The sequence below is a fragment of the Achromobacter denitrificans NBRC 15125 genome (assembly GCF_001571365.1).
GTDB classification, from domain to species: Bacteria; Pseudomonadota; Gammaproteobacteria; order Burkholderiales; family Burkholderiaceae_B; genus Achromobacter; species Achromobacter denitrificans.
Genome location: NZ_BCTQ01000017.1, coordinates 36,140 through 57,822 on the forward strand (window position 1 = coordinate 36,140; position 21,683 = coordinate 57,822).

The window sequence follows — 21,683 nt, forward strand, 5'->3', positions numbered from 1 at the left end:
CGTGCGAAACGCGCCGCGCCGCCGCCTCAGTCGATCAGGCCGTGCCGGATGACGTACTGCACCAGTTCGGCGTTGCTGCCCGCCTTGAGCTTCTGCAGGATGCGCTGGCGATAGGTGCTGATGGTCTTGACGCTGACGATGAGCTGGGTGGCGATGTCGGTGAGGCGCATGCCCTGCACGATCAGCATCATGATCTGGTATTCGCGCGGCGAGAGCTTGTCGTGCAGCACTTCCCCGCGCGCGATGGCGGAGACCGCGTCGCCGGAGAGCTCGGCCGGGAAGTAGCGTCCGCCGGCCGCGGCCTGGCGGATGGACAGCACCAGGACCTTGGAGTCCATGTCCTTGGCCACGTAGCCGCTGGCGCCCACTTCGAAGGCGCGCAGGGCGTATTGCTCGGCGGGATACATGCTGAGCACGATGATGGGCAGCCGCGGCCATTCCGCGCGGATGGACGGCAGCACGTCCAGGCCGCTGCGCCCCCTCAGGTTGACGTCCAGCAAGACGACGTCGTAGCTGTTGGCGCGCAGCAGGCTCAGGGCCTCGGACGCATCGGCGGTCTCGCCCGTGACGCTGATATCGTCTTCCTCCGCGAGCAGCCGTTTCAGGCCGTCGCGGAAAATGGTGTGGTCATCGACAATCAGGACACGGATCATGGGGCTGGCGGCGGCGCTATTGCCCGCCGCGGGGAACGTTGAGGGACGCGAGAATGCGGTTTTCCTTGTCGATGGATTCGCGCGCGAACTGCCGGTACGCGGTTCCATCCATGTACTGCTGTTCCATATCATAGTTCGCGAGCGCGTCCTGGAAGGGCTTTTGCGCCATGGCCTCCTTGAAGCCGTCGTGCAGGCGGCGGATGGCCTCGGGCGGTGTGCCCTTGGGCGCGGCGAGGCCCCAGGGCGAGGTCTGCACCATGTCGATGCCCACTTCGCGCAGGGTCGGCACGTCCGGAAAGCGCGGCACGCGCTTTTCGGTCCAGACCACCAGCAGCCGCATTTTCCCGGACGTCACGTAAGGCACCCAGGACGACGCGTCGGCCACCGACATGATGTGCCCGCCCATGAGCGCCGGCAGCGCTTCCGCCACGCCCTTGTACGGCACGTTGGTCAGCTGCAGCCCCAGGCTGGCGGAGATCTGCTCCATCGTGAGGTGCTGCGTGGTCAGGCTGCCCACGGTGCCGTAGGTCATCTTGCCCGGGTTCTTGCGGGCATAGGCGACGTAGTCCTCGAAGGTCTTGATGGGCGAATCGGCCGCCACCACCAGGCCCCAGGTGAAGCCGGTGAGACGGATGATGTAGTCCAGGTCGGCGGCCGGGTCCCACTTGATGTTGGAGATGTAGGGCAGGCGGAAAACGCTGTGCGCGATCAGGCCGACGGTGTAGCCGTCGGGCGTGGCGTTCTGCAGCTGGTAGGCGGGCATGACGCCGCCCGCGCCCAGCTTGTTCTCGACGATGATGGGCTGGCCGAACACCGACGAGGCGCTCTCGGCCAGGGCGCGCACCACGATGTCCGTCACGCCGCCCGCCGAGAAGCCGACCATCACGCGGATGGGTTTTTCGGGAAAGCCCCCCGCCGCGCGCACGCCGAACGGCAGGCCCAGCGCGGCCACCGACGCGGCGCCGCCAATTTTCATGAAAGAACGTCTATGCACAGTCTGTCTCCAAGTGCCCTGCTCCGTGCCCCTCGGATTGACACGCAACCTTGGGGTCCTTTAGTGTGTGGACAGTGTAAATAGAGGCTTGCCCATCGATCTGTCGGAATTAGCCGATTGTCCTGTCATCGTTTTCCTACGCCGCGCCTCTCATGCAAGAATTCCGCTGGCCGCTGAGCCGCGAAGACCCCAACTACCGCCTGCTGTTCGAGGGCCTGATCGAACAGTCCGTGGCCGGCATCTACCTGCTGCAGCACGACCACCTGATCTACGTGAACGAGGCGTTCGCGCGGCTTTGCGGCGTGCCCCGCGAAAAACTGATCGGCCGCCCGCTGGCCAGGGTGGCGCCGCCGCAGCAGCGCGACTCGCTGATGCGGCAATACGAACGGCGCCTGGCCGGCAGCGACAAGGACTCCACCTTCACCGTGCACCTGCAATTGCCCGACGGGCAGGCGCGGGCGATCGAGATCCATGGCCGGCTGATCGATTTCCGCGGCCAGCCCGCGGTGATCGGCGTCGGCATCGACGCCACGCTGCGCCTGCAGCGGCAAGAGGAATTGCAGCAGTCGAAGGCGGCGCTGGCGGAGCTGGTCAGCCACATCGAATCCGTGCGCGAAGCCGAGCGGCAGCGCATCGCCATGGAACTGCACGACGCCGTGGGCGGCATGCTGTCCGCCTTGAAGTTCGACATCTCCCGCCTGGCCCGCAACATCGGCAAGACCCTGCCCGGAGACGCCCACCGCGATCCCCGCGCCCACCTGGAACGGCAGGTGGCCGAATGCCTGGGGCTGGTGCAGGACACCATCGCCACGGTCCGGCAGATTTCCGAGGATCTGCATCCCAGCGCCCTGCCGCACCTGGGCTTGCCCGCGGCCATCGCCAACCATCTGCGGCAGTTCGAGGCGCGCTACGGCGTGGCCTGCCGCCACGAGCCGGAGGCGGGCGAGCTGGGCCTGGACATGGACGCCACGGGCCACCTGTACCGCATCTTCCAGGAAAGCCTGACCAACGTTGCCAAGCACGCGCAGGCCAGCGAGGTCTGGGTGCGGCTGGGGCGCGACGGCGATGAAGTGCTGCTGTCGGTGCGCGATAACGGCCTGGGCATGGCGGACAACGGCCAGCGCCCCGGCGCCTATGGATTGCTGGGGATGCGCGAACGGGCCCGCCGCATGGGCGGCACCCTGTCGGTGGAGCCGGCCGCCGGCGGCGGCACCCTGCTCACGGTCAGGATCCCGGCCCCCGGGCGCCCGAGCCCGGACGGCGCCTCGGCGGTTCCCTAGCGCCCCTGGAAGCGGGCTTCGCGCCGCTCGATGAAGGACTGGATGCCTTCCTTGAAGTCTTCGGAGGCGAAGACTTTTTCCCGGATCTGCGGAATGCAGGCGATCGCGGCCTGCTCGCCGCCTTCCAGGTATTTCAGCGCGGCTTCCTTGGTGGCGCGGATGCCCAGCGGCGCGTTGCGGCAGATGCGGCGCGCCAGGTCCAGCGCCCGGTCCAGCTGCTGGCCGCAGGGCACGACTTCCTGCACGAAGCCCAGCTCCAGCGCGCGCTGCGCGCCGAATTCCTCGCACAGGAACAGGTGGTACATGGCGTTGCCCCAGCCCGTGCGGGTCAGGTAGCGGAAGTGCGCGCCGCCCAGCGGCGCGATGCCCCGGCGCGATTCCAGCTGGCCGAAACGCGCCGTGTCGGCGGCCACCACGATGTCGCAGGCCAGCATGATCTCGATGCCGATGGTGTACGTGATTCCCTGCACCACGGCGATCACCGGCTTGGTGGTGCGCCGCTTCAAGCCGAACGGGTCCACCCAGGCGTCCGGCCGCGGGCGGGCGGTGGCGGTCGGGCCGAAGAACTTCGGCATGTCCAGGCCCGCCGTGGTGTGCTCGCCTTCGGCGCACAGCACCGCCACCCACAGGCTGTCGTCCTCTTCGAAGCGCGTCAGGTGCTGGGCGAGCTGCTCCATCATCTCGGGCGAGAACGCGTTCTTCTTCGCCACGTTGTCGACCTTGATGACGCAGATGGCGCCATCGCGCTCCATGCGCACTTCACCAATCTTCCTACTCTCTTCCATGTCTGTCTCCTTGTGCTCGCGGCGGGTTCAGGCCAGGCCCTTGGCCCGCTTGATGGTCGAATCCAGCCCGCGCTTCAGGTGTTCCTGGAACTCCTCCGTCACGTGGGAAAGCTGGTGCAGGTCGAAATGGGCGTGGATGGCCGCCCGGAAGCCCTGCGCGTCCCAGGTCCGGTTCAAGGACCGCTTGGTGAACCGCAAGCCGTAAGGCGGCGCGGCGGCGATGGTGTTGGCCAGCTCCAGCGTCGCCTGCTCCAGTTCCGCGACGGGAACCACGCGGTTGATCATGCCGATCTGCAGGGCCTCGGCCGCCGGCAGGCGCGCGCCCGTGAAGATCAGTTCCTTGGCCTTGCGCATGCCCATCACCCAGGGATGGATCAGCACTTCCAGGCTGGCCGTCCCCATCGAATGGGCCACCGGATCCGAGAAGAAGGCGTTGTCGGCGCAGACGATGAGGTCGCACATATTGGCGACCATGTAGCCGCCGGCGATGCAGGCGCCCTGCACCTGCGCGATGGTCGGCTTCTTCAGGTCGTGCAGGCGCAGGCAGTATTCGAGGAAGTGCTCCTCTTCGTAGTTCCAGCGTTGCTCCACGGTGGGATTGGGGCGCTCCACCCGCGCCGACTTCAGGTCGTGGCCGGCCGAGAAATGGTCGCCCACGGCGCCGATGATCACCACGCGAATCGCCTCGTCGGCCTCGGCCTCGCGCAGGGCGCCGTCCAGCTCGCGCAGCAGGCTGCGGTCCTGGGCGTTGCGCACCTCCGGACGGTTCAGGTAGATGCGGCAGACCGGGCCGAGGCGCTCGACGCGGATGAGTTCATAAGACATGACGATCTCCTACACAGAGGCCGGGTCGGCCGTTACGATCAGATAGGCGGCGGTGAAGCTGGCGAGCGCATCGCGCACGCGCTGCGCATCGGGCTGCGCGCCGTCCAGGCGGATGCGCACGGGCTCGCCGGGCTCCAGCGCCAGCGTATAGCCCGATTCGATGCCGGCGGCGCGCAGGGCCTTGTCGAAACCGCGCAGCGTGGCGTCCTCGCGCAGGCGGTTCTTGAGGATCTTGCCGACCGGCGACTTGGGCAGGCCGGCCATGATGTAGCAGTCCTTGGGCACGGCCGCGCGTTCCGAGATCGCGGGCCGCACCTCGTCCAGCAGCCGGGCCGCGTCGATGTCGGCCCCCGCCACCAGCTGCACGTAGGCCACGGGCACTTCGCCCGCATAGCTGTCGGGGCGCGCCACCACGGCCGCTTCCAGGACCTGGGGATGGCGGTAGAAGGCTTCCTCCACCGCCTTGGGATCGATATTGTGCCCGCTGCGGATGATCAGGTCCTTCGTCCGTCCGGTGATCCAGAGGTAGCCGTCCTCGTCGATCCGCGCGAGGTCGCCCGTATCCAGCCATCCCGGTTCCAGGAAGCCCTCCTGCCCGCCGGCCGCGTAGCTGCTGAATACCGTGGGGCCGGACAAGGCAAGCACCCCGGATTCTCCGGGCGCGCAATCGCGCGCGCCGGCGCGGCGGTCCAGCGCCACCACGCGGGCGCGGTGGTAGGGGAACAGCAGGCCGACCGAACCGGTCTTCACTTCGCCGCCCTTGGGGTTCATCATGCAGACCGACGTGGTCTCGGTCAGCCCGTAGCCTTCGCGCACCGCCAGGCCGGTCATCGCCAGGAAGCGGCGCGCCACGTTTTCCGACAGCGGCGCCGAGCCGGACAGCACGCCCTTGACGCAGGAAATGTCATGGCCGCCGATCGGCATCTGCACCAGTTGGTTCATGATCGTGGGCACGATGGTCAGGTAGTTCACCCGGCAGGCCTCCACGACCTTCCAGATCTGCGGCAGCAACTGCGGGTGCTTCCAGCCCACCGAGGTCGCCAGCACCAGGGTGCCGCCGCGCGCCAGCGTGGCCAGCGAGCCGGCGAAGGCGCCCACCACGTGGTAGAGCGGCGTCGCCGACAGGCGGCTTTCGCCTTCGACGATGCCCGCCACGGCCGCGCTCAGCCAGGCGCTGACCACCTCGTTCCAGTGGCTGTGCCGCACCAGCTTCGGCGCGCCCGTCGTGCCCCCGGTGGGGAACAGCGAGGCCAGGTCGCCGGGCTGGAAATCGCGTTCGAAGTCCAGCGCGTCGCCGCGATAGCCATCGATGACGGCGTCGTAATCCAGGAAGCGCGCGCCGGCCGGCGCCGCGCCCCCGCGGTCGCCCCCCAGCCTCACGATGGTCTGGAGTTGCGGACAGAGCTCGGCCACGCGCAGGACCTTGTCCCAGATCTCGATCTCCGGATCCCCGCCGTAGGCCATCAGCATGCGGGCGCCGGCGGCGCGCACGATGGCCGCGATGGCCTCGGCTTCCAGCATCCAGTTGATCGGATTGACCACGGCCGCCGCCTGGCCGCCCCACAGCGCGTATTGCGCCTGGGGGGTATTGGGCAGCAGCAGGCTGACCACGTCGTCCGCGCCCAGGCCTTCTCCGCGCACCAGGTTGGCCGTCTGGTGGATGCGCTCCAGCAGGCGACCGAAGCTGACGTCCTCCGGCGCATCGCGGCAGGACGGATCGCGCAGATAGCGGATCGCCGTGGCCTGCGGCGCCTGGCGGCAGCTGCGCGCCAGGAACGCGTAGGTGCTGTCGGGCAGGCCGCGCGCCGCAAGCGGCGTCGCTTCGAAGGCGCGGATGCGTTCGGCCGTGGACAGGTCGGCGCGGACCCAGTATTGAGGTGTCTCCATATCTTCTTCTTACGCGGTGCGCGCCCGCCTCACACGGCGAGCGCGCACGGATTGGTGTAGCGCTCGGCCGGCACGAACAGCCGCCGCAGGCGCATCTCGGTTTCGGGAAACAGATGTTCGAAATAGAAGCGCGCCGTGGCCAGCTTTTCGGCGCGCAGGGGATCGCCCTCGGGCAGCCGGGTCCAGGCGGCCTGGGCGGCGCGGCTCCAGAAGTAGCCGTAGACCAGGTGGCCCACGATGCGCAGGAAATCGGTGGACGACGCCCCGACCTGCGCCGGGTCGCCGGCGGCCAGCGCCGCCAGGCGAGGCACCGCCTCCTCGATGCGGCCGGCCAGCTCGCGCAGGGGCGCGCCGAACTCCGCCCCCGCCCCGGCCGCTTCGACCGCATCGGCCTGCGCCCGCGCCAGCGTCAGCAGCTGCCCCAGCCTGCCGCCTTCGTCGGCCAGCACCTTGCGGGCCAGCAGATCGTGCGCCTGCACCCCGTTGGTGCCCTCGTAGATCGGCAGGATGCGCACGTCGCGCAGCGTCTGCTCGATGCCGGATTCGACGATGTAGCCGCTGCCGCCATGGACCTGCATCGCCAGGTTCACCGACTCGACGGCGTTGTCGGACACGAAGGCCTTGGCCACCGGCGTCAGCAGGCTCAGCAGGCCGCCCGCGCGGTCGCGCTCGGCCGGGTCCGACGCATGCTGCTCGGCGTCGATCTGCAAGGCCAGCCAGTACAGGAACATGCGCGCGCCCTGCGCCCAGGCCTGCTGCGTGAGCAACATGCGCCGCACGTCCGGCTGCAGCAGGATGGGATCGGCCCGCGTGACCGCCCTCTCCTGCCCCGGCGCGCGCGATTGCAGACGCTCGGCGGCGTAGGCCAGCGATTTCTGCAAGGCGGTCTCGGTCAGCCCCAGGGCCTGCGCGCCTGTGCCCAGCCGCGCGGAATTCATCATGACGAACATCGCGGCCAGGCCCTTGTTGGCCTCGCCCACCAGGTAGCCCCGGGCCTGCTCGAAGCGCAGCACGCAAGTTGCGTTGGCGTGCAGCCCCAGCTTGTGCTCGATGGCATCGCAGTAGACGCCGTTGCGCTCGCCCGGCCGGCCTTCGGCGTCGGGCAGGAACTTGGGCACCAGGAACAGCGAGATGCCGCGCGTGCCGGCCGGCGCGTCCGGCAGGCGCGCCAGCACCATGTGCACGATGTTGGGCGCCAGATCGTGCTCGCCCGAGGAAATGAAGATCTTGCCGCCGCTGATGCGGTAGGCGCCGTCGCCGTCGGGGACGGCCTTGGTGCGCAACAGGCCCAGATCGGTGCCCGCCTGCGCCTCGGTCAGGCACATCGTGCCCGTCCACTCGCCGCTGGCCAGCTTGGGGCCGTACACGGCCTGAAGTTCGGGAGTGGCGTTGGCGCGGATGCAGCGGTAGGCGCCTTCGGACAGCCGCGGGTAGAGCGCGAACGAGATATTCGATCCGCCCAGCATCTCGCCCACGATGGCCGAGGCCACGGTGGGCAGCGCCTGGCCGCCGTGCTCCTCGCTGGCGCACAGGCCCGACCAGCCGCCCTCAGTGTAGGCCCGGTAGGCCTGGCCGAAGCCGGCCGGCGTGCGCACCTCGTGGCCTTCCAGGCGGCAGCCCTCGCGGTCGCCGCTGGCGTTCAGCGGCGCCAGCACGCCGTGGCACAGGCGGTCCGCGCCTTCCAGGATCTGGTCCAGGGTCTCGCGGTCCATGGGCGCGCCGCCGGCGCGCCGGCCCAGTTCCGTTTCGACATCGAGGACCTCGTAAAGCGCAAACTGCATATCGCGCTGAGGCGCCGTGTAAAGCCCGTCTTTCATATCGTCCTGCCGCTCCTGACTCGGTATGCGCCAGTGTGCAACGGACGTCCGGCCGGCGTAATGTCAGCGTTGGCCGATATGGCTGTCAGCGAATTCCGATAGCGCCGGCATCGGCGACGTGCTATGCCCTATGCCGCGGACCCCGCCGGCGACGGCGCGACGGCGGCTTCGCTCGCGGCCGGCTCGCGCGAGGCGAGCGATTCCAGGAGGTCGGCCGAGGGCACGAAGAACAGGCCGCCCGTGACCGCGCGGCTGTAGTCCAGCAGGCGGTCGTAGTTGCCGGCGGGCCGGCCGACGAACATGTTTTCGAGCATCTGCTCGATCGGCGCGGGCGAGCGGGCGTAGCCGATGAAATAGGTGCCGAACTCGCCGGACCCTGCCCGCCCGAACGGCATGTTGTCGCGCAGGATCTTGACCTCCTCGCCGTTCTCCTCAAGCGTGGTGAGGGAACTGTGGGACGAGGACGGCTTGATGTCGTCGTCGAGTTCGACGTTGGACACCTTGTGGCGGCCGATGATGCCCTCCTGGCTTTCGACCGTCAGCGAATTCCATGCGGTCATGTCGTGCAGGTACTTCTGCACCAGCACGTAGCTGCCGCCCGCGAAGCCGGCGTCCTCGTCGCCGATCACCGTGAAATCGACCGCCTCGCGCCCTTCCGGATTCTCGGTGCCGTCGACGAAGCCGATGATGGCGCGGCGGTCGAAGTAGCGGAAGCCGTGGACTTCATCCACCACCGTCACGGCGTCGCCCAGCCGGTTGCGCAGCAGCGTCGCCAGCTCGAAACAGAGGTCCATCGAATCCGCGCGGATATGCAGCAGCAGGTCGCCCGGGGTGGCGACGGCGACCCGGTCGCCCGAGCCGAATTCCCGGAAGGGATGCAGCGCGGCCGGACGCGGCGCGCCGAACAGCGTGTCCCAGGCGCTGGAGCCGAACGCACAGACACAGGAGAGGTTTTGCTCGGGCGCTCGCGTGCCCACGGTGCGCACCAGGGCGGCGACGTCCTCGCACCATCCGCGCACCGTCTCGGCCGCGGCCGCGCCGGCATTGAGGGTCGCGACCATGAAGATCGCGTGGCGGGTGGTGGAGTTGTGGACGGCTTGGGAGAGGGGCGGAGTATCGGACATCGGAGCAGGAACCTCTAAAGCGGGCGCGGGGCGCGGAAATGGCGGTTGCTCCGATTCTAAGCGTGGATCCGCAGCATGTGAACTCCGCGAGGACCGGGGCCGGGACCCGCCGGCGCCCCCCGCGCAAGCCGCGTTCAGGAACCCGGATTGAACTTCGTGCGCGCGATGTCGCTCTTGAGCTTGTCCGTCTGGCTGGCGATGAACGCCGCGAACTCCGCCATCGTCTGGGCGGGCGCGACCTCGACGCCCATCTTGCGGTAGTTCTCGATCACCTCCGGCTGCCGCAGGATGGCCTGGAGTTCCTCGTGCAGCCGCTGGCGCACGGGCTCCGGCGTGCCCTTGGGCGCGAACACTCCCGTCCAGATCGTGTAGTCGATCCCTTCCAGGCCCGCGGTTTCGGAGGCTGACGGAATACTCTTGTCGCCGACATCCCGCTGCTTGCTCATCACAGCCAGCGCCTTCATTTTTTGCGAGGCGATATGCGGCAGCATCGCCGGCAGGCCGAGCAGCGCCACGTCGATCTGTCCTCCCATCACGTCGATGCTGGCCTGTCCCGCTCCGCGGTACGGCACGGCCACGATATTGGTTTGCGTGTCCGATTTGATCGCCTCCATCGCCAGGTGATAGAGGGAGCCGCTGCCGGGGATGCCGTAGGAAAGGCCGCCCGGCTTCTGCCTGGCCAGCGCGAGCACGCCGGCCATGTCGGCCGCGGGCAGGTCCGGCCGCGCCACGAGGACCAATCCGCTCGTGCCCACCATCCCGATCGCATCAAAATCCGATGCCTGGTATTGCGCCTCGGGAGTCACCAGCGGCGCGAGAGACACGTTCGACGTGATGCCGATCAGCAAGGTGTAGCCGTCGGGAGCGGCCTTCGCCACGCGGTTGCCGCCCAGCATGCCGTTCGCGCCGGCGACGTTCTCCACGACGACCGGCTGCTTCAGGCGGCGCGCCAGCTCCTCGCCGAGCACGCGGCCGATCGGATCGAGCGAACCGCCGGGCGCGTAGGGGATGATCATCCGTATCGGGCGTTCGGGATAAGCGGAATCGGCGTGCGCGAACGCGCTGCCGGCCGCCAGGGCCGCCAGGGTCAGCAGCTTGGCGATTGCGGGAAATTGCATGGGATGTCTCCTTGTCATATGAAATTCTTGTCGCGGCGGCGTCAATCGGCGCAGCCGCGGATCCAGGCGTCCACCAGGGCGGCGACCCGGACGTTGTTGCGATCCATCATCGGCAGATGCGAATTCCCCGCAATGCCCATGGCCGGCAGGTCCAGCCGGGTCACGCTGCCGCCCGCCCGCTCCAGGCCGTCGAGCCAGGCCTCGGCCAGCTGGCGATAACGCCGCCATTGCGGGCTGCTGTCGAAGTAGTCGCCCCACACCACGCACACCGGGACCGCCGCCATGCGCGCCAGGGCGGCGGCGTCGGCCTCGATGCCTCCGGCCGGCTCGATCAGCACCAGCGCCTTGAAATGCCGGGGCGCGCGCTGAAGCACGCTCTGCGCCAGCCGGCCGCCTTCGCTGTGGGCCACCACGATCCCGGGGCCGGCGCGGACCAGCAGTTCCTCGTACGCGTCAATCGCCCGCTCGCGGTTGCTTACCCAGCGGCCGACGAACTGGCGCGCCAGCTGCGGCATGCAGTCCGCCGGGAATTGCTGGCCCGGGTAAGCGCCGCCGCCCGGCTCGCCGATGCGGAATTGCTCCCAGGCCTGTTCGATCGTGCGGTGCTCGGCCTGTCCGCTTCCGCCCAGTTCCTGCGCCGGCCAGGAGGCCCTTCCGCGCTCGACGGCATCGCTCACGTAGGTGTCGTAGCCCGCGCGCATGAAATACTCGTGCCAGCCCGGGCGGCCATCGGGCGTCTCCTCCCAGGTGCAGCCGGTCATGCCCCCGCCGTGCCAGAGAAAGAGCGGATGACGCCGGGCCGGGCGCGCCAGCGCGAAATGCTGCACGTACAGCTGCCCCACCGCATGGCGGCCATTGGGGTCGGAGGCGCGGGCCGCCAGGCCGGGCACCGTCTCCAGCGACCTGGCGGGCGCGTCGCTCAGTTCGACGATGGAACCGCCGACATGGAAGCCGCGTATCGATCTGAATGGCGGCAGTTCGGCCCCGGATTCGGGGGCCTGGACGACTTGGGACATGGAGTGCTTCCGGACGATGACAGGCCGGAGTTTGCCGCCCCACCCCCTACTCGTAAAATATCTTCTTTCTATACTGCCATATTCTGAAACTATGGATATCGCATCCGTGCCATGCAGAACGCCCGCCAACTCGACATTCCCCGCCTGATCGCCTTCATTGCCGTCTGCGAAGAAGGCAGCATCTCGGCCGCCTCGCGCCGGCTGCACATCGCGCAGCCGGCATTGACCGTGACCATGGCGAAGCTGGAGTCCGCGCTGGGAACCAAGCTACTGGAGCGCGACATACGCGGGGTCACGCCGACGCCCTCGGGCGCCGAGCTGCTGGCGCGCGCCTATGACATCGTCGGCCGCGCGCAAGCTGCCTTCGGAGACATCCAGGCCAGCGCCCGCGAGCCGCAGGGGGAAGTCTCCATCGGATTGCCCGCTTCGGCGGCGGCGGTGCTGGCGCTGCCCCTGATCGCGAGGCTGTCGCAGGACTATCCGCGCATCCGGCTGCGGCTGGTGGACGGGTTCTCGGGCTATCTGTGGAGCTGGCTGCTGGCCGGCGAACTCGACCTGGCGCTGGTGTTCGATCGCTCGTCCACGTCCGGCGTGCATAGCGCGCCGATCGCGCACGAAGACATGCACCTGGTAGGCGTTCCGGAGAGTATGAAGGCAGGCAGGACGGTATCGGTCTCGACGCTGGCGGACTATCCGCTGGCCATGTCCTCGCGCCGCCACGGCATACGCTCGGCGCTCGACGACTACGCGGTGCGCCATGGCACCGCGTTGAACGTCGGCATCGAAATCGACGCCGGCCCCTACCTCATACAGCTGCTGAAGACGGGCGCCTGGTTCAGCCTGCTGGCGCCCTGCGCGGTCGCGCGCGATGTGCGCGAGGGCACGCTTGCCACGCGCCGGCTTTCACCGACGTTCACGCGCTCCATCTGCCTGGCGCAGCGCCGGGCGGTGAGGGGCGATACCGCGGTGCGCCGCGCGGCCGACTTGCTGCGGCAGGTGGCGCGCGGCCTGATCGACGACAAGACCTGGGACGCGCGGCCCGCGTAGCCCGGGCCCGCCCGATGCGCGCGGGGCCGGGGCATGCGCCGTGAGGCCGTGGATCAGCGCACCGCCTTCAGCCACTGGCCCAACAGGTCCAGGACGACGCGGCCCTGTTCCCGATGCGGCACGTGGCCGCAGTTCTCCAGCAGCACGGCGCGCCCGCCGGTCAGCCGCGCAATGCGTTCCGGATGCAGGGACGACCCGAATTCGTCCACTTCGCCATGCAGCGCCAGCACCGGGCAGCGCACCTGGCGCAGCGGCTCGTCGAGGTTCCACGCGGCGAACTCTGGCGACAGCCAGGTGTCGATCCAGGCGCTCAGCACCCAGGCGGCCTTCTCGCCGTGATACTTCTTCAGGCGGTCCAGCTGCCCGGGCTCGGCAAAGTTGCGCTTCGCGGCGCTGATGCCTTCCAGCGTGCGGTCTTCGGCGAACGCCTGCGCCGATTCCGTGATCAGGGCCTGGCAATCGGACTCGTATACGCCGGCGCAGCAGATCGCCATGCCGCCGCCCACGCTGTGGCCGAAGGCGACGAACGGCCCGATGCCGAGCGCTTCCCGCAACTGGCGAAAGCCTTCGCGCGCCTCGGCCTCGACGAAGCCGGTCTCGAAGACGGCGGCGTTCGGATCGGAACGGCCGAAGCCGAGCCGATCGTAGGCGATCACGCTGCGCCCGGTCTCCCGCGCCAGTTGCTCCGGAAAGTCGCGCCACAGCTCCACGCAGCCCAGCGAATCGTGCATCAGCACGATGGGCGCGCCCGCCGCGTCCGCGCCCGCGGGGTCCCAGCGCCGCGCGTACAGGCGGCCCTGGCTGGTGGGTACGTAGACATCCTGGCTGGTGATCGAAAGCATGAATGAATCCTGGGAAATGGGCAGCGCGGCATCGCGGCGCATCCGGATTATAAAAAATCGCGACGGCCGCGCCGCCCTACCGCAGCCCGGACAGCACGCCCGCCGCGATGATGAGCAGCACCAGCGCGGAGATCGCCGTATACGCGTAGTCGCGCTCGCGCAGGAAAAGCGCCAGCATCAGCGCCACGCGCGCCACCGGCAGCAGGATGAAGAGCGCCACGCCCGCCTGCACCAGCCGATAGCCGCCCTGCCCGCCTTCGGGCAGCAGGAAATCCCAGGCCATGCCGAGGGCGATGCAGGCCGAGGCGACCCAGGTTCCGTACCAGAGCAGCGCCGCGATGACGCGGTCGCGCCGCGCCTGCCTGTCGGGCGCGACGCTCATGCGGGGCCGCCCGGCAATGACACGCCCAGGGCGCTCAGGAACATCTGCACGGCGAGCAGCGCCAGGACGATGACGAAGAAAAGGCGCAGCCTGTCGGCCGGCAGGCCCATCAGCAGGCGGGCGCCAAGCAGGGCGCCCGCCACCGAGCCCAGCGCGACCGGCCCGGCGATGCCGATGTCGATGTCGCCCCGAACGAAATAGGCGCCCGCGCTGGCCGCCGCGGTCACGCCTATCATGAAGTTCGAAGTGGCCGAGGACACTTTGATGGGCAGCCGCAGCGCTGTGTCCATCGCCGGGATCTTGAGCACGCCCGAGCCGATGCCGAGCAGCGCCGAGACCAGGCCCGCGCCGTACATCAGCGACAGGCCCAGCGGAACGCGGCCGACGCGGTAATGCACTTCCCGGCCCAGCGCGCGATCGGGAAAGCTCGAATGCAGCCGCAGCGCCGTGGCCCAGCCCCCGGCCTCGGGCGCGCTCGGATCCGCCGCCTCGCGCCGGCGCGCCAGCATCTGGCGCGCCGACAACGCCAGGATGGCGGCGAACAGGCCGTACAGGAATGCCGTGGACACGATGCCGATGAGGAAAACCCCGGTCAGCGCGCCCAGCGTGGTGGCCGTCTCCAGCACGATGGCGAGCCGCAGGTTGGTCAGCCGCCCCTTCAGGAAAGGCGCGGCGCTGCCGCAGGAACACGCGATCACCGAGACGATGCTGGCGCCGATGGCGACATGGATGTCCACCCCGAACAGCAACGTCAGGATGGGCACGATGAAAATGCCGCTGGCCATGCCCAGCACGCCGCCCAGGGCGCTGGCTCCGAACGCCGCGGCGAAGAGCCAGAGGATGGTGGATGCCGCCATGGCCGCCGGCTCAGTCCCGCTTGCGCGGTAGCCGGGACAGGCGGGTGGTGAACCGGATCAGGTCACCGCGGTAGTACAGCTTTTCATAGTCGACGGGGCGCTGCCCCTCGCTGTAGGACGTGCGCTCGATGAGGAAGATCGGGCTGCCCGCCTCAACGCCCAGGGCTTGCGCCACACGCTCGTCCGCCGTCACGGCTTCGAGCTGGTACTGGGCCTCGATCAGCGGCAGCTCGTAGCGCAGTTCCAGCAGGTCGAAGATGGGCTCGGCTTCCAGGTCATTGCTGGCGACCTTCTCGCCGATGTCCAGCGGCAGGTAGGTTTCATCGAACGACATGGCCGTGCCGTCCGCCAGCCGCACCCGCTCGATGCGGTAGACCATCGCGCCCTGAGCCACTTCCAGCTGGCGCGCCACCTCTGCCGTGGCGGGCACCGGCCGCTTGTCCAGCAGGCGCGCCGTGGCCTGGCGGCCGAGCGCGCTCATGTCTTCGACGAATCCGCTCAGCGACGTCAGCGCCTGGGTCAGCTTGGGTTCCGTGACGAACGTGCCCTTGCCGCGCCGGATTTCCACCAGGCCGCGCGAAACCAGGTTTTCCACCGCCTTGCGCACCGTGGTGCGGCTGACGGCGAACCGCTCGATCAGCTGGTCTTCGGTGGGCAGGCGGCTGCCGGACGACAGGATGCCGGCGGCGATTTCCGCGGCCAGCGCCGTTTCCACCCTGACGTAGAGAGGAGCATGTTCGACGTTTTTTTGCATGAGTCATCATAACATCATGATGTCATGATGACGCAAGGTCTGAGGGGCATTAGGGATACGGCAGCCGGCAACTGGTAGTCTTCGGGGGCCTGCCGGCGCCTCCCGCGCCGGCGCCCTTTTCAAGCGAGACACGAAATGAGCAGTTTCATGCACAGCGCCTCCGTTCCCGTCCTGACGCAAATGCTATCGGCCTTGTCCGACGTGCTGAAGAAGGCGGAAACCCACGCCGCGGAAAAGAACATCGATCCGCAGGCGTATCTGGGCGCCCGCCTGTTCCCCGACATGTTCCCGCTGTCGCGCCAGGTGCAGATCGCGTCGGACTTCGCCCGCGGCATCGCCTCGCGCCTGGCCGGCGCGGAAGTCCCGTCGTGGCCGGACAGCGAGGCCAGCTTTGCCGGCCTGCAGGCTCTGATCGCCAAGACGCTGGAACACCTGGCCTCGTTCGGCCCCGAACAGTTCGAACAGAGCGAAGCCCTGGAAATCGTGCTGCGTCCCGGCACGCCCAAGGAAAAGAAGCTGAGCGGCAGCGCCTACCTGCTGCACTATGGCCTGCCGCAGTTCTTCTTCCACGTGACCACCGCCTACGACATCCTGCGCCACAACGGCCTGGAAATCGGCAAGCGCGATTACATGGGCAAGTACTGATTCGACTTCGCGGGCCCCGCGCGGGGCCCGCGCCCGCCTACTCCGCGTAGCCGGGGTTGCGACGGTCCAGCCGGCGCAGCAGCCCCGGCCAGGCCAGCATGGCCTTGTGCGCGCGGTCGGCCTGCGACTCGACCGTCGCGTTCTTCAGGATGTCGGGCGGGATGTAGGTCAGTTCGCCGCCGGCCTGGGCCCGCACCTGCACCATGCAGGCGGCCTCCAGCCGGTGCATGGCCTGGAACGCCTCGGCCATGCTCTGCCCCACGGTCAGCAGGCCGTGGTTGCGCAAAATGAGATACGTGTTGCTGCCCAGGTCGCGCACCAGGCGCGGCTGTTCCTCGGGATTCAGCGCCAGGCCTTCGTAGTCGTGGTAGCCGAGAGAACGCAGCACGATGAATGCGAACTGCGACAGCGGCAGCAGCCCCGCCTTCTGCGCCGACACCGCCACGCCGTTGATGGAGTGCGTGTGCAGCACGCACATGGCGTCCTTGCGGGCCGCGTGGATACAGCTGTGGATCGTGAAGCCGGCGGGGTTGATGTCGTATTCGGATTCCATGACCTTGCGGCCGTCGAGATCGATCTTGACCAGGCTGGACGCCGTAATCTCGTCGAACATCATGCCGTAGGGATTGATCAGGAAATGTTCCGTCCCCGGCACCTTGGCCGTGATGTGGGTGAAGATCAGGTCGTCCCACCCGAACAGCGCCACCAGGCGGTATAGCGCGGCGAGGTCCTTGCGGACCTGCCATTCCGTTTCGCCGACGCGTTCGCGCACGCTGGCGCCCTTACCTGCCGTATCCATACCGTCTCCATTTTTCGATGACTACCCGCGCCATCCGCGCGGGCGCTGTCTCGCACTTTATTCGTTTTGCCCACGGCCGGCACGCCTCGCGGCCAGGGAGCGGTCACTGCGCCGCATCGAGAATTCACATATGTGATGGAAATGGCGGAATGTCATTCCTATGATTCGGCTCAATAGCAGCCCAGCATAAATGCCAGCCACACCATGTCCGTTGATCTTCCCGATGCCGATTTCCGTATCCACCAGCTGGCAGGCCGGCACCTGCCACGCCTGGCCGCGCATACCGCGCTGATTTCCGACGAAGGAAGCTGGAGCTACGCAGAACTCGACTCGATGACCGATGCGCTGGCCGCCTTTCTGCGAGCCCAGGGCCTGCGAGCGGGCGACCGCCTGCTGATCGCCGGCGAAAGCGGCGGCACGCAGCTGGCCGCCGTGCTGGCCTGCAGCCGCCTGAACGCCTGGGCGGTGGTCGTCAACGCCCGCATGACCGGCGTCGAGGTCGATGCCATCAAGACGCACTGCGAGCCGAGGCTGTTGCTCGCCACCAGCGGTCTGTCCGAGCAAGCCCGGGCCCATGGCCAGCGCCATGGCGCTCGCGAGGTCGAGCTTGCCGGACTGCGCTTTGCCTGCACCCAAGCGGACCCCGCTGCGCAAGCCGAGCCCGTGCAAGCGGACTCGCGCGAACAGGTGGCCGTAATGATCTACACCAGCGGCACCACCGGGGCGCCCAAGGGTGTGATGCTCACGCATGCGAACCTGGGTCATTCATCCGCAGCCGCGCGCCACGCGCGCGGCACCGGGTCCGGCGACCTGGTCTATTCGGCCCTACCCATCTCGCACGTGTACGGCCTGAGCACCGTGGCCCTGGCCGCGCTCGGCGCCGGCGCAACGCTGCAGCTGGCCAGCCGCTTCGACGTCGAGCATGCGATCGCGGCCCTGGCAGGCGGCGTCACCATGCTGCATGGCGTGCCCGCGATGTACGTGCGCCTGCTGCAGGCGCATGAGCAAGGCACGCCGATACCGGCGCCGCGCTTGCGGCTGCTGCATTGCGGCGGCGCGCCGCTCGACCCGTCGCTCAAGGCGCGCATCGAAGCGATCTTCGGCGAACCCATCAACAACGGCTACGGCCTCACCGAAGCCTCGCCGACGATCAGCATGGTGCCTTACCGCCAACGCCGCGCCGACCTGAGCGTCGGCTACCTGATTCCCGGCATGCAGGCCCGCATCGTCGGCGAGGACGGCCTGGCCGTGGCTCCCGGCGACGTGGGCGAGCTGCAGGTGCGCGGCCCCAACGTCATGAAGGGCTATTACAAGGCGCCCGAGCAGACCGCGCAGGCGCTGAACGCCGACGGCTGGTTGCGCACCGGAGACCTGCTGCGCGAAGAGCCCGACGGCGCATACTTCGTAATGGGCCGCATCAAGGACCTCATCATCCGCTCGGGCTTCAACGTTTACCCCAGCGAAGTGGAAGCCGCGCTGAACGCGTGCGCGGGCGTGCGCCAGTCCTGCGTGGTCGGCGTGCCGCGCGAAGGCGATGAGCAGATCATCGCCTTCGTCGAAGCGGAGGAAGGCCGCAGCGTCGACGCGCAAGCCTTGCAGGCCTTCGCGCGCGAGCGCCTGGCGCCCTACAAGCGCCCCCAGAAAATCATCCTGCTTTCCAAGCTGCCAGCGGCAGATAATGGAAAGATCCTCCGCAAGGCCGTCGTCGACATGGCGCGCGCGCACTGCAACTGACTCACCAAAACAGAATATCCATCCACAGGAGACAAACATGGGATTCGCAGCACGAAGGCATTTTCTGGCGGTAGCCGCCGCATTGGCCGCCGCTTGCAGCCTGCCGGCGCAGGCGGCGGAAAGCGCCTGGCCCGATAAACCGATCCGCTTCATCGTGCCCAGCGCCGCGGGCGGCGGAGCCGACACGGTTGCGCGCCTGCTGGCCCAGCACATCGGCGGCGTGCTCAAGCAACCGGTCGTGGTCGAGAACCGCGCCGGCGGATCGGGCGTCATCGCAGGCAATGCCGTGCTGGGCGCGCCGGCCGACGGCTACACCTTCATGCTGGGCTTCACCACCATGTCGCAGCTGCCGGCCACCTCGACCGTGAAGATCCCGTATCAAGTGGACCGCGATTTCATCCCGGTATCGCTGGTCGCCCGCTCTTCCAACGTGCTCGTGGTCAACCGCGGCAGCGTGGACGTGGATACGGTCAAGGGCCTGGTGGAGGCGCTGCGCGCCTCTCCGCAAAAATACAGCTACGGGTCCTATGGCAACGGTTCCACCGGCCATTTCCTGGGCGCGCAGTTCCTGCAGGAAACCAAGACCAGCGCTCAGCACGTGCCGTACAAGGGCGCCGCACCCATGATGTCCGACCTGTTGGGCGGCGTGGTCACTTTCGCGTTCCCCGATATCGGCTCGGCGCTGCCGCACCTGAACTCGGATCGCATCCGCGTGCTGGCCGTCACCGGCGACAAACGCATGGCCACCCTGCCACAAACGCCCACCATGACGGAACTCGGCTACCAGGGGTTCAACCTGGGCGCCTGGTTCGGCCTGTTCGCGGCCAAGGGCACGCCTGACGCCATCGTCCAAGCCATGTCGGCGCAGATCGCCGACGCGGTCAAGGCGCCCGAGGTCCAGTCCAAGCTCGTCGGCATGAACCTGGACCCCGTGGGCAGCGATCCCAAGACCTTCGCCACGTTCTTCCAGACCGATCTGAAGCGCTGGGCCGAGCTGGCGGACAAGGCCGACATCCGCACCGACTGAACCCGAGGGCGCACACCATGTCCCGATCCTCCCGTCGGCTTGAACTTCCCGACGCGTCCATCAAGGACAGCACGCGCGACCTGGGCCAGCGCTCGGTGAAGTCGGCCCAGCGCGTGCTTGAACTGATCGAACTGCTCGAACAGCTCGGACGCCCGGTCACGCTGGCGGAGATCGTGCGCGCCAGCGGCTATCCGCAATCCAGCACCTGGATGCTGGTGCAGACGCTGATGCGCATGGGCTACCTGTGCCACAACCCTGACGACGGCACCTACATGCCCAGCCTGCGGCTGAACATGCTGGGAGGCTGGGTGCATGACCTGGCCCTGCCTCGCAGCAACCTGCGCCTGGCCATGCGCGCCTTGGGCGAACGGCTGGGCCTGAGCGTCATCCTGGGCCAGCGCAGCGGCCGCTATGTCCAGTACGCCCACGTGCTCTACGGCGCCAAGGACCGCAAGACCCAGGTCCCCATCGGCGTGGTGCGTCCGCTGATCGACACCGGCCTGGGCTACGCGTTGCTGGCCCAGTTGCCCGACGACGAAGTCTGCGCCATCGCCAGTGTCTGCCTTGCGCGCGCCGAGCACAAATCCCCGGTGACGACGCTGCGCCAGGTCCTCGGCATCGTCGACCGAGCCCGCAACGCCGGCTTCGTGTACTCGCACCGGCTGCAAAGCGCCAATCGCGCCTCTTTCTCCTTCGCGCTGGTCAGCGACCCCGGCGCCGGAGACCACACCGGGCTGATGGGCCTGGCCATCGCCGGCACGCGCCAGGACGTAGCTGCCCGCCTGCACGACATCCCTCGCACCGTCAATGAGGTGGCGGCCGAATTCCTGCCGGACGTGCCCATCCACATCAAGGCGTCGGCCCCTATTTCGCCGATCTGAAGACACCCCATAGAGCGATCATCAACATGGATATTGAAGTCACGCCCGAAGAGCGGGCATTCCGCCAGGAGGTCCGCAGCTTCGCGCAGGCCCATCTTCCCGAAAGCGTCCGCCGCAAAGTGCTGTACGGCGAAAAACTTGAGAAACAGGAATACGTCGATTGGCAGCGCCACCTGCACCGCCAGGGCTGGATCGCGCCGGCATGGCCCGTGCAGTACGGCGGCACCGGCTGGAGCCTGGGCAAGCAGCGCATCTTCCTGCACGAACTGGCCCTGCAATGCGCGCCCGAGACCATTCCCTTCGGCATCGCCATGGTGGGCCCGGTGATCTACACCTTCGGCTCGGATGAACAGAAGGCCCAATACCTGCCCGCCATCCTCGGCTCGGAAACCTGGTGGTGCCAAGGATTCTCCGAACCCAACGCCGGCTCCGACCTGGCCTCGCTGCGCACGCGCGCAGTCGATTGCGGCGACCATTACCTGCTCAACGGCCAGAAGGCCTGGACCACCCACGGGCGCCATGCCGACATGATGTTCTGCCTGGCTCGCACCAGCGACACGCCCAAGCCGCAGCAGGGCATCTCCTTCCTGCTGCTGGACATGAAGACCCCGGGGATCGAGGTACGGCCGGTCCGCACCATCGACGAAGGCGCCAGTATCTGCGAAGTCTTCTTCAATGACGTTCGCGTGCCAAAGTCGGGCCTGGTCGGCAAGGAAGGCGAAGGCTGGACCTATGCCAAGTTCCTGCTCGGCCATGAACGCGCCATGATCGCCCGCGTCGGCCGCTCGCGCATGCAGTTGGCCCGTGCGCAGCGCCTGGCATCGCATCCGCTTGCGGACGGCAGCCGTCCCATCGACAACCCGATCTACCGCCAGCGCCTGTGCGACATCGAGGCGCGCCTGCGCGCGCTCGAACTGACCGAACTGCGCGCGCTCTCCGCCTACCGCCCCGGAGCCGGATTCGACGTCGCGGATTCCTCCATGCTGAAGATCGAAGGCTCGGAGATCTGCCAGGCCCTGACCGAACTGCTGCTGGACCTCGCGGGCCGCTACGGCATGGTCTACACCGGCCGCTACACCCAGTCGCCCATCGGCGACGCCACGGCGCACGGCCTGCTGGGCGACCACCTGTTCAACCGCGTGGCCACGATCTACGGCGGCAGCTCCGAGATCCAGAAGACCGTGATCGCAAAGAGCCGATTCCAGAAATAAGCAAG

The 21,683-nt window shown here is 68.2% G+C and carries 21 protein-coding genes; 7 read left to right on the forward strand and 14 right to left on the reverse strand.

Annotated features, from left to right (window positions below):
• Positions 1–26 precede the first annotated feature (26 nt).
• Both ADE01S_RS15620 and ADE01S_RS15625 read right to left on the reverse strand, forming a co-directional pair.
• Complete coding sequence (locus ADE01S_RS15620; RefSeq protein WP_062682641.1) at positions 27–653, reverse strand: response regulator; 627 nt, start codon at positions 651–653, stop codon at positions 27–29.
• Positions 654–669: 16 nt separating this feature from the next.
• A complete protein-coding gene (locus ADE01S_RS15625; protein ID WP_062682642.1) occupies positions 670–1,647 on the reverse strand; it encodes a Bug family tripartite tricarboxylate transporter substrate binding protein in 978 nt (325 codons plus the stop codon).
• A 152-nt stretch (positions 1,648–1,799) separates the two neighbouring features.
• Between ADE01S_RS15625 and ADE01S_RS15630 the strand changes: the two genes are divergently transcribed.
• Positions 1,800–2,927, forward strand: coding sequence for a PAS domain-containing sensor histidine kinase (locus ADE01S_RS15630; protein ID WP_062682643.1), 1,128 nt, complete (start codon positions 1,800–1,802; stop codon positions 2,925–2,927).
• Here ADE01S_RS15630 and ADE01S_RS15635 read toward each other — a convergent pair.
• The 7 genes from ADE01S_RS15635 to ADE01S_RS31805 all read right to left on the reverse strand — a co-directional run bounded on the left by ADE01S_RS15635 (position 2,924) and on the right by ADE01S_RS31805 (position 11,499).
• On the reverse strand, positions 2,924–3,712 hold the full coding sequence (locus tag ADE01S_RS15635; RefSeq protein WP_062682644.1) for a crotonase/enoyl-CoA hydratase family protein: 789 nt from the start codon (positions 3,710–3,712) through the stop codon (positions 2,924–2,926). The two genes, ADE01S_RS15630 and ADE01S_RS15635, sit on opposite strands and share 4 nt — an antisense overlap.
• Before the next feature lie 27 nt (positions 3,713–3,739).
• Positions 3,740–4,537, reverse strand: a complete 798-nt coding sequence (locus ADE01S_RS15640) for an enoyl-CoA hydratase (RefSeq protein ID WP_062682645.1) — start codon at positions 4,535–4,537, stop codon at positions 3,740–3,742.
• A 9-nt stretch (positions 4,538–4,546) separates the two neighbouring features.
• Positions 4,547–6,424: an acyl-CoA synthetase gene (locus ADE01S_RS15645; protein ID WP_062682646.1), complete on the reverse strand. Its 1,878-nt coding sequence runs from the start codon at positions 6,422–6,424 to the stop codon at positions 4,547–4,549.
• A gap of 29 nt (positions 6,425–6,453) precedes the next feature.
• Positions 6,454–8,241: an acyl-CoA dehydrogenase family protein gene (locus ADE01S_RS15650; RefSeq protein WP_062682647.1), complete on the reverse strand. Its 1,788-nt coding sequence runs from the start codon at positions 8,239–8,241 to the stop codon at positions 6,454–6,456.
• A 128-nt stretch (positions 8,242–8,369) separates the two neighbouring features.
• Positions 8,370–9,365 (reverse strand): Dyp-type peroxidase, encoded by a 996-nt coding sequence (locus ADE01S_RS15655; RefSeq protein ID WP_062682648.1) that lies wholly within the window; start codon positions 9,363–9,365, stop codon positions 8,370–8,372.
• A gap of 134 nt (positions 9,366–9,499) precedes the next feature.
• On the reverse strand, positions 9,500–10,483 hold the full coding sequence (locus ADE01S_RS15660) for a Bug family tripartite tricarboxylate transporter substrate binding protein (RefSeq protein WP_062682649.1): 984 nt from the start codon (positions 10,481–10,483) through the stop codon (positions 9,500–9,502).
• 41 nt (positions 10,484–10,524) lie between these two features.
• Positions 10,525–11,499 carry an alpha/beta hydrolase family protein gene (locus ADE01S_RS31805; protein WP_062682650.1) on the reverse strand — a complete coding sequence of 325 codons (975 nt, stop codon included), beginning with the start codon at positions 11,497–11,499 and terminating at the stop codon, positions 10,525–10,527.
• A 111-nt stretch (positions 11,500–11,610) separates the two neighbouring features.
• Here ADE01S_RS31805 and ADE01S_RS15670 point away from each other — a divergent pair, with 111 nt between their 5' ends.
• On the forward strand, positions 11,611–12,546 hold the full coding sequence (locus ADE01S_RS15670; RefSeq protein WP_062682651.1) for a LysR family transcriptional regulator: 936 nt from the start codon (positions 11,611–11,613) through the stop codon (positions 12,544–12,546).
• Positions 12,547–12,599: 53 nt separating this feature from the next.
• On the opposite strand, the gene ADE01S_RS15675 is transcribed toward ADE01S_RS15670, so the two are convergent.
• The 4 genes from ADE01S_RS15675 to ADE01S_RS15690 form a co-directional block, all read right to left on the reverse strand.
• On the reverse strand, positions 12,600–13,388 hold the full coding sequence (locus ADE01S_RS15675) for an alpha/beta fold hydrolase (RefSeq protein WP_062682727.1): 789 nt from the start codon (positions 13,386–13,388) through the stop codon (positions 12,600–12,602).
• A 76-nt stretch (positions 13,389–13,464) separates the two neighbouring features.
• The gene (locus tag ADE01S_RS15680) at positions 13,465–13,770 is read right to left on the reverse strand and encodes a DUF1634 domain-containing protein (RefSeq protein ID WP_062682652.1); all 306 of its coding nucleotides are present in this window, start codon (positions 13,768–13,770) and stop codon (positions 13,465–13,467) included.
• Positions 13,767–14,627, reverse strand: coding sequence for a sulfite exporter TauE/SafE family protein (locus tag ADE01S_RS15685; protein ID WP_062682653.1), 861 nt, complete (start codon positions 14,625–14,627; stop codon positions 13,767–13,769). Before ADE01S_RS15685 ends, ADE01S_RS15680 begins: the two co-directional genes overlap by 4 nt.
• A 10-nt stretch (positions 14,628–14,637) precedes the next feature.
• The gene (locus ADE01S_RS15690) at positions 14,638–15,381 is read right to left on the reverse strand and encodes a GntR family transcriptional regulator (protein WP_062682654.1); all 744 of its coding nucleotides are present in this window, start codon (positions 15,379–15,381) and stop codon (positions 14,638–14,640) included.
• Positions 15,382–15,516: 135 nt separating this feature from the next.
• Between ADE01S_RS15690 and ADE01S_RS15695 the strand changes: the two genes are divergently transcribed.
• Positions 15,517–16,026, forward strand: a complete 510-nt coding sequence (locus ADE01S_RS15695; RefSeq protein ID WP_062682655.1) for a DUF1993 domain-containing protein — start codon at positions 15,517–15,519, stop codon at positions 16,024–16,026.
• Between the two features lie 37 nt (positions 16,027–16,063).
• Here the strand turns inward: ADE01S_RS15695 and ADE01S_RS15700 are convergent, their stop codons facing one another.
• The gene (locus ADE01S_RS15700; protein WP_062682656.1) at positions 16,064–16,825 is read right to left on the reverse strand and encodes a class II aldolase/adducin family protein; all 762 of its coding nucleotides are present in this window, start codon (positions 16,823–16,825) and stop codon (positions 16,064–16,066) included.
• A 204-nt stretch (positions 16,826–17,029) separates the two neighbouring features.
• Here ADE01S_RS15700 and ADE01S_RS15705 point away from each other — a divergent pair, with 204 nt between their 5' ends.
• The 4 genes from ADE01S_RS15705 to ADE01S_RS15720 are packed head-to-tail and all read left to right on the forward strand — an operon-like array spanning position 17,030 to position 21,678.
• On the forward strand, positions 17,030–18,559 hold the full coding sequence (locus ADE01S_RS15705) for a class I adenylate-forming enzyme family protein (protein ID WP_062682657.1): 1,530 nt from the start codon (positions 17,030–17,032) through the stop codon (positions 18,557–18,559).
• A gap of 37 nt (positions 18,560–18,596) precedes the next feature.
• Positions 18,597–19,586, forward strand: a complete 990-nt coding sequence (locus ADE01S_RS15710; protein WP_062682658.1) for a Bug family tripartite tricarboxylate transporter substrate binding protein — start codon at positions 18,597–18,599, stop codon at positions 19,584–19,586.
• Positions 19,587–19,603: 17 nt separating this feature from the next.
• The gene (locus ADE01S_RS15715; RefSeq protein ID WP_062682659.1) at positions 19,604–20,467 is read left to right on the forward strand and encodes an IclR family transcriptional regulator; all 864 of its coding nucleotides are present in this window, start codon (positions 19,604–19,606) and stop codon (positions 20,465–20,467) included.
• A 26-nt stretch (positions 20,468–20,493) separates the two neighbouring features.
• A complete protein-coding gene (locus ADE01S_RS15720) occupies positions 20,494–21,678 on the forward strand; it encodes an acyl-CoA dehydrogenase family protein (RefSeq protein WP_062682660.1) in 1,185 nt (394 codons plus the stop codon).
• Positions 21,679–21,683: the final 5 nt, after the last annotated feature.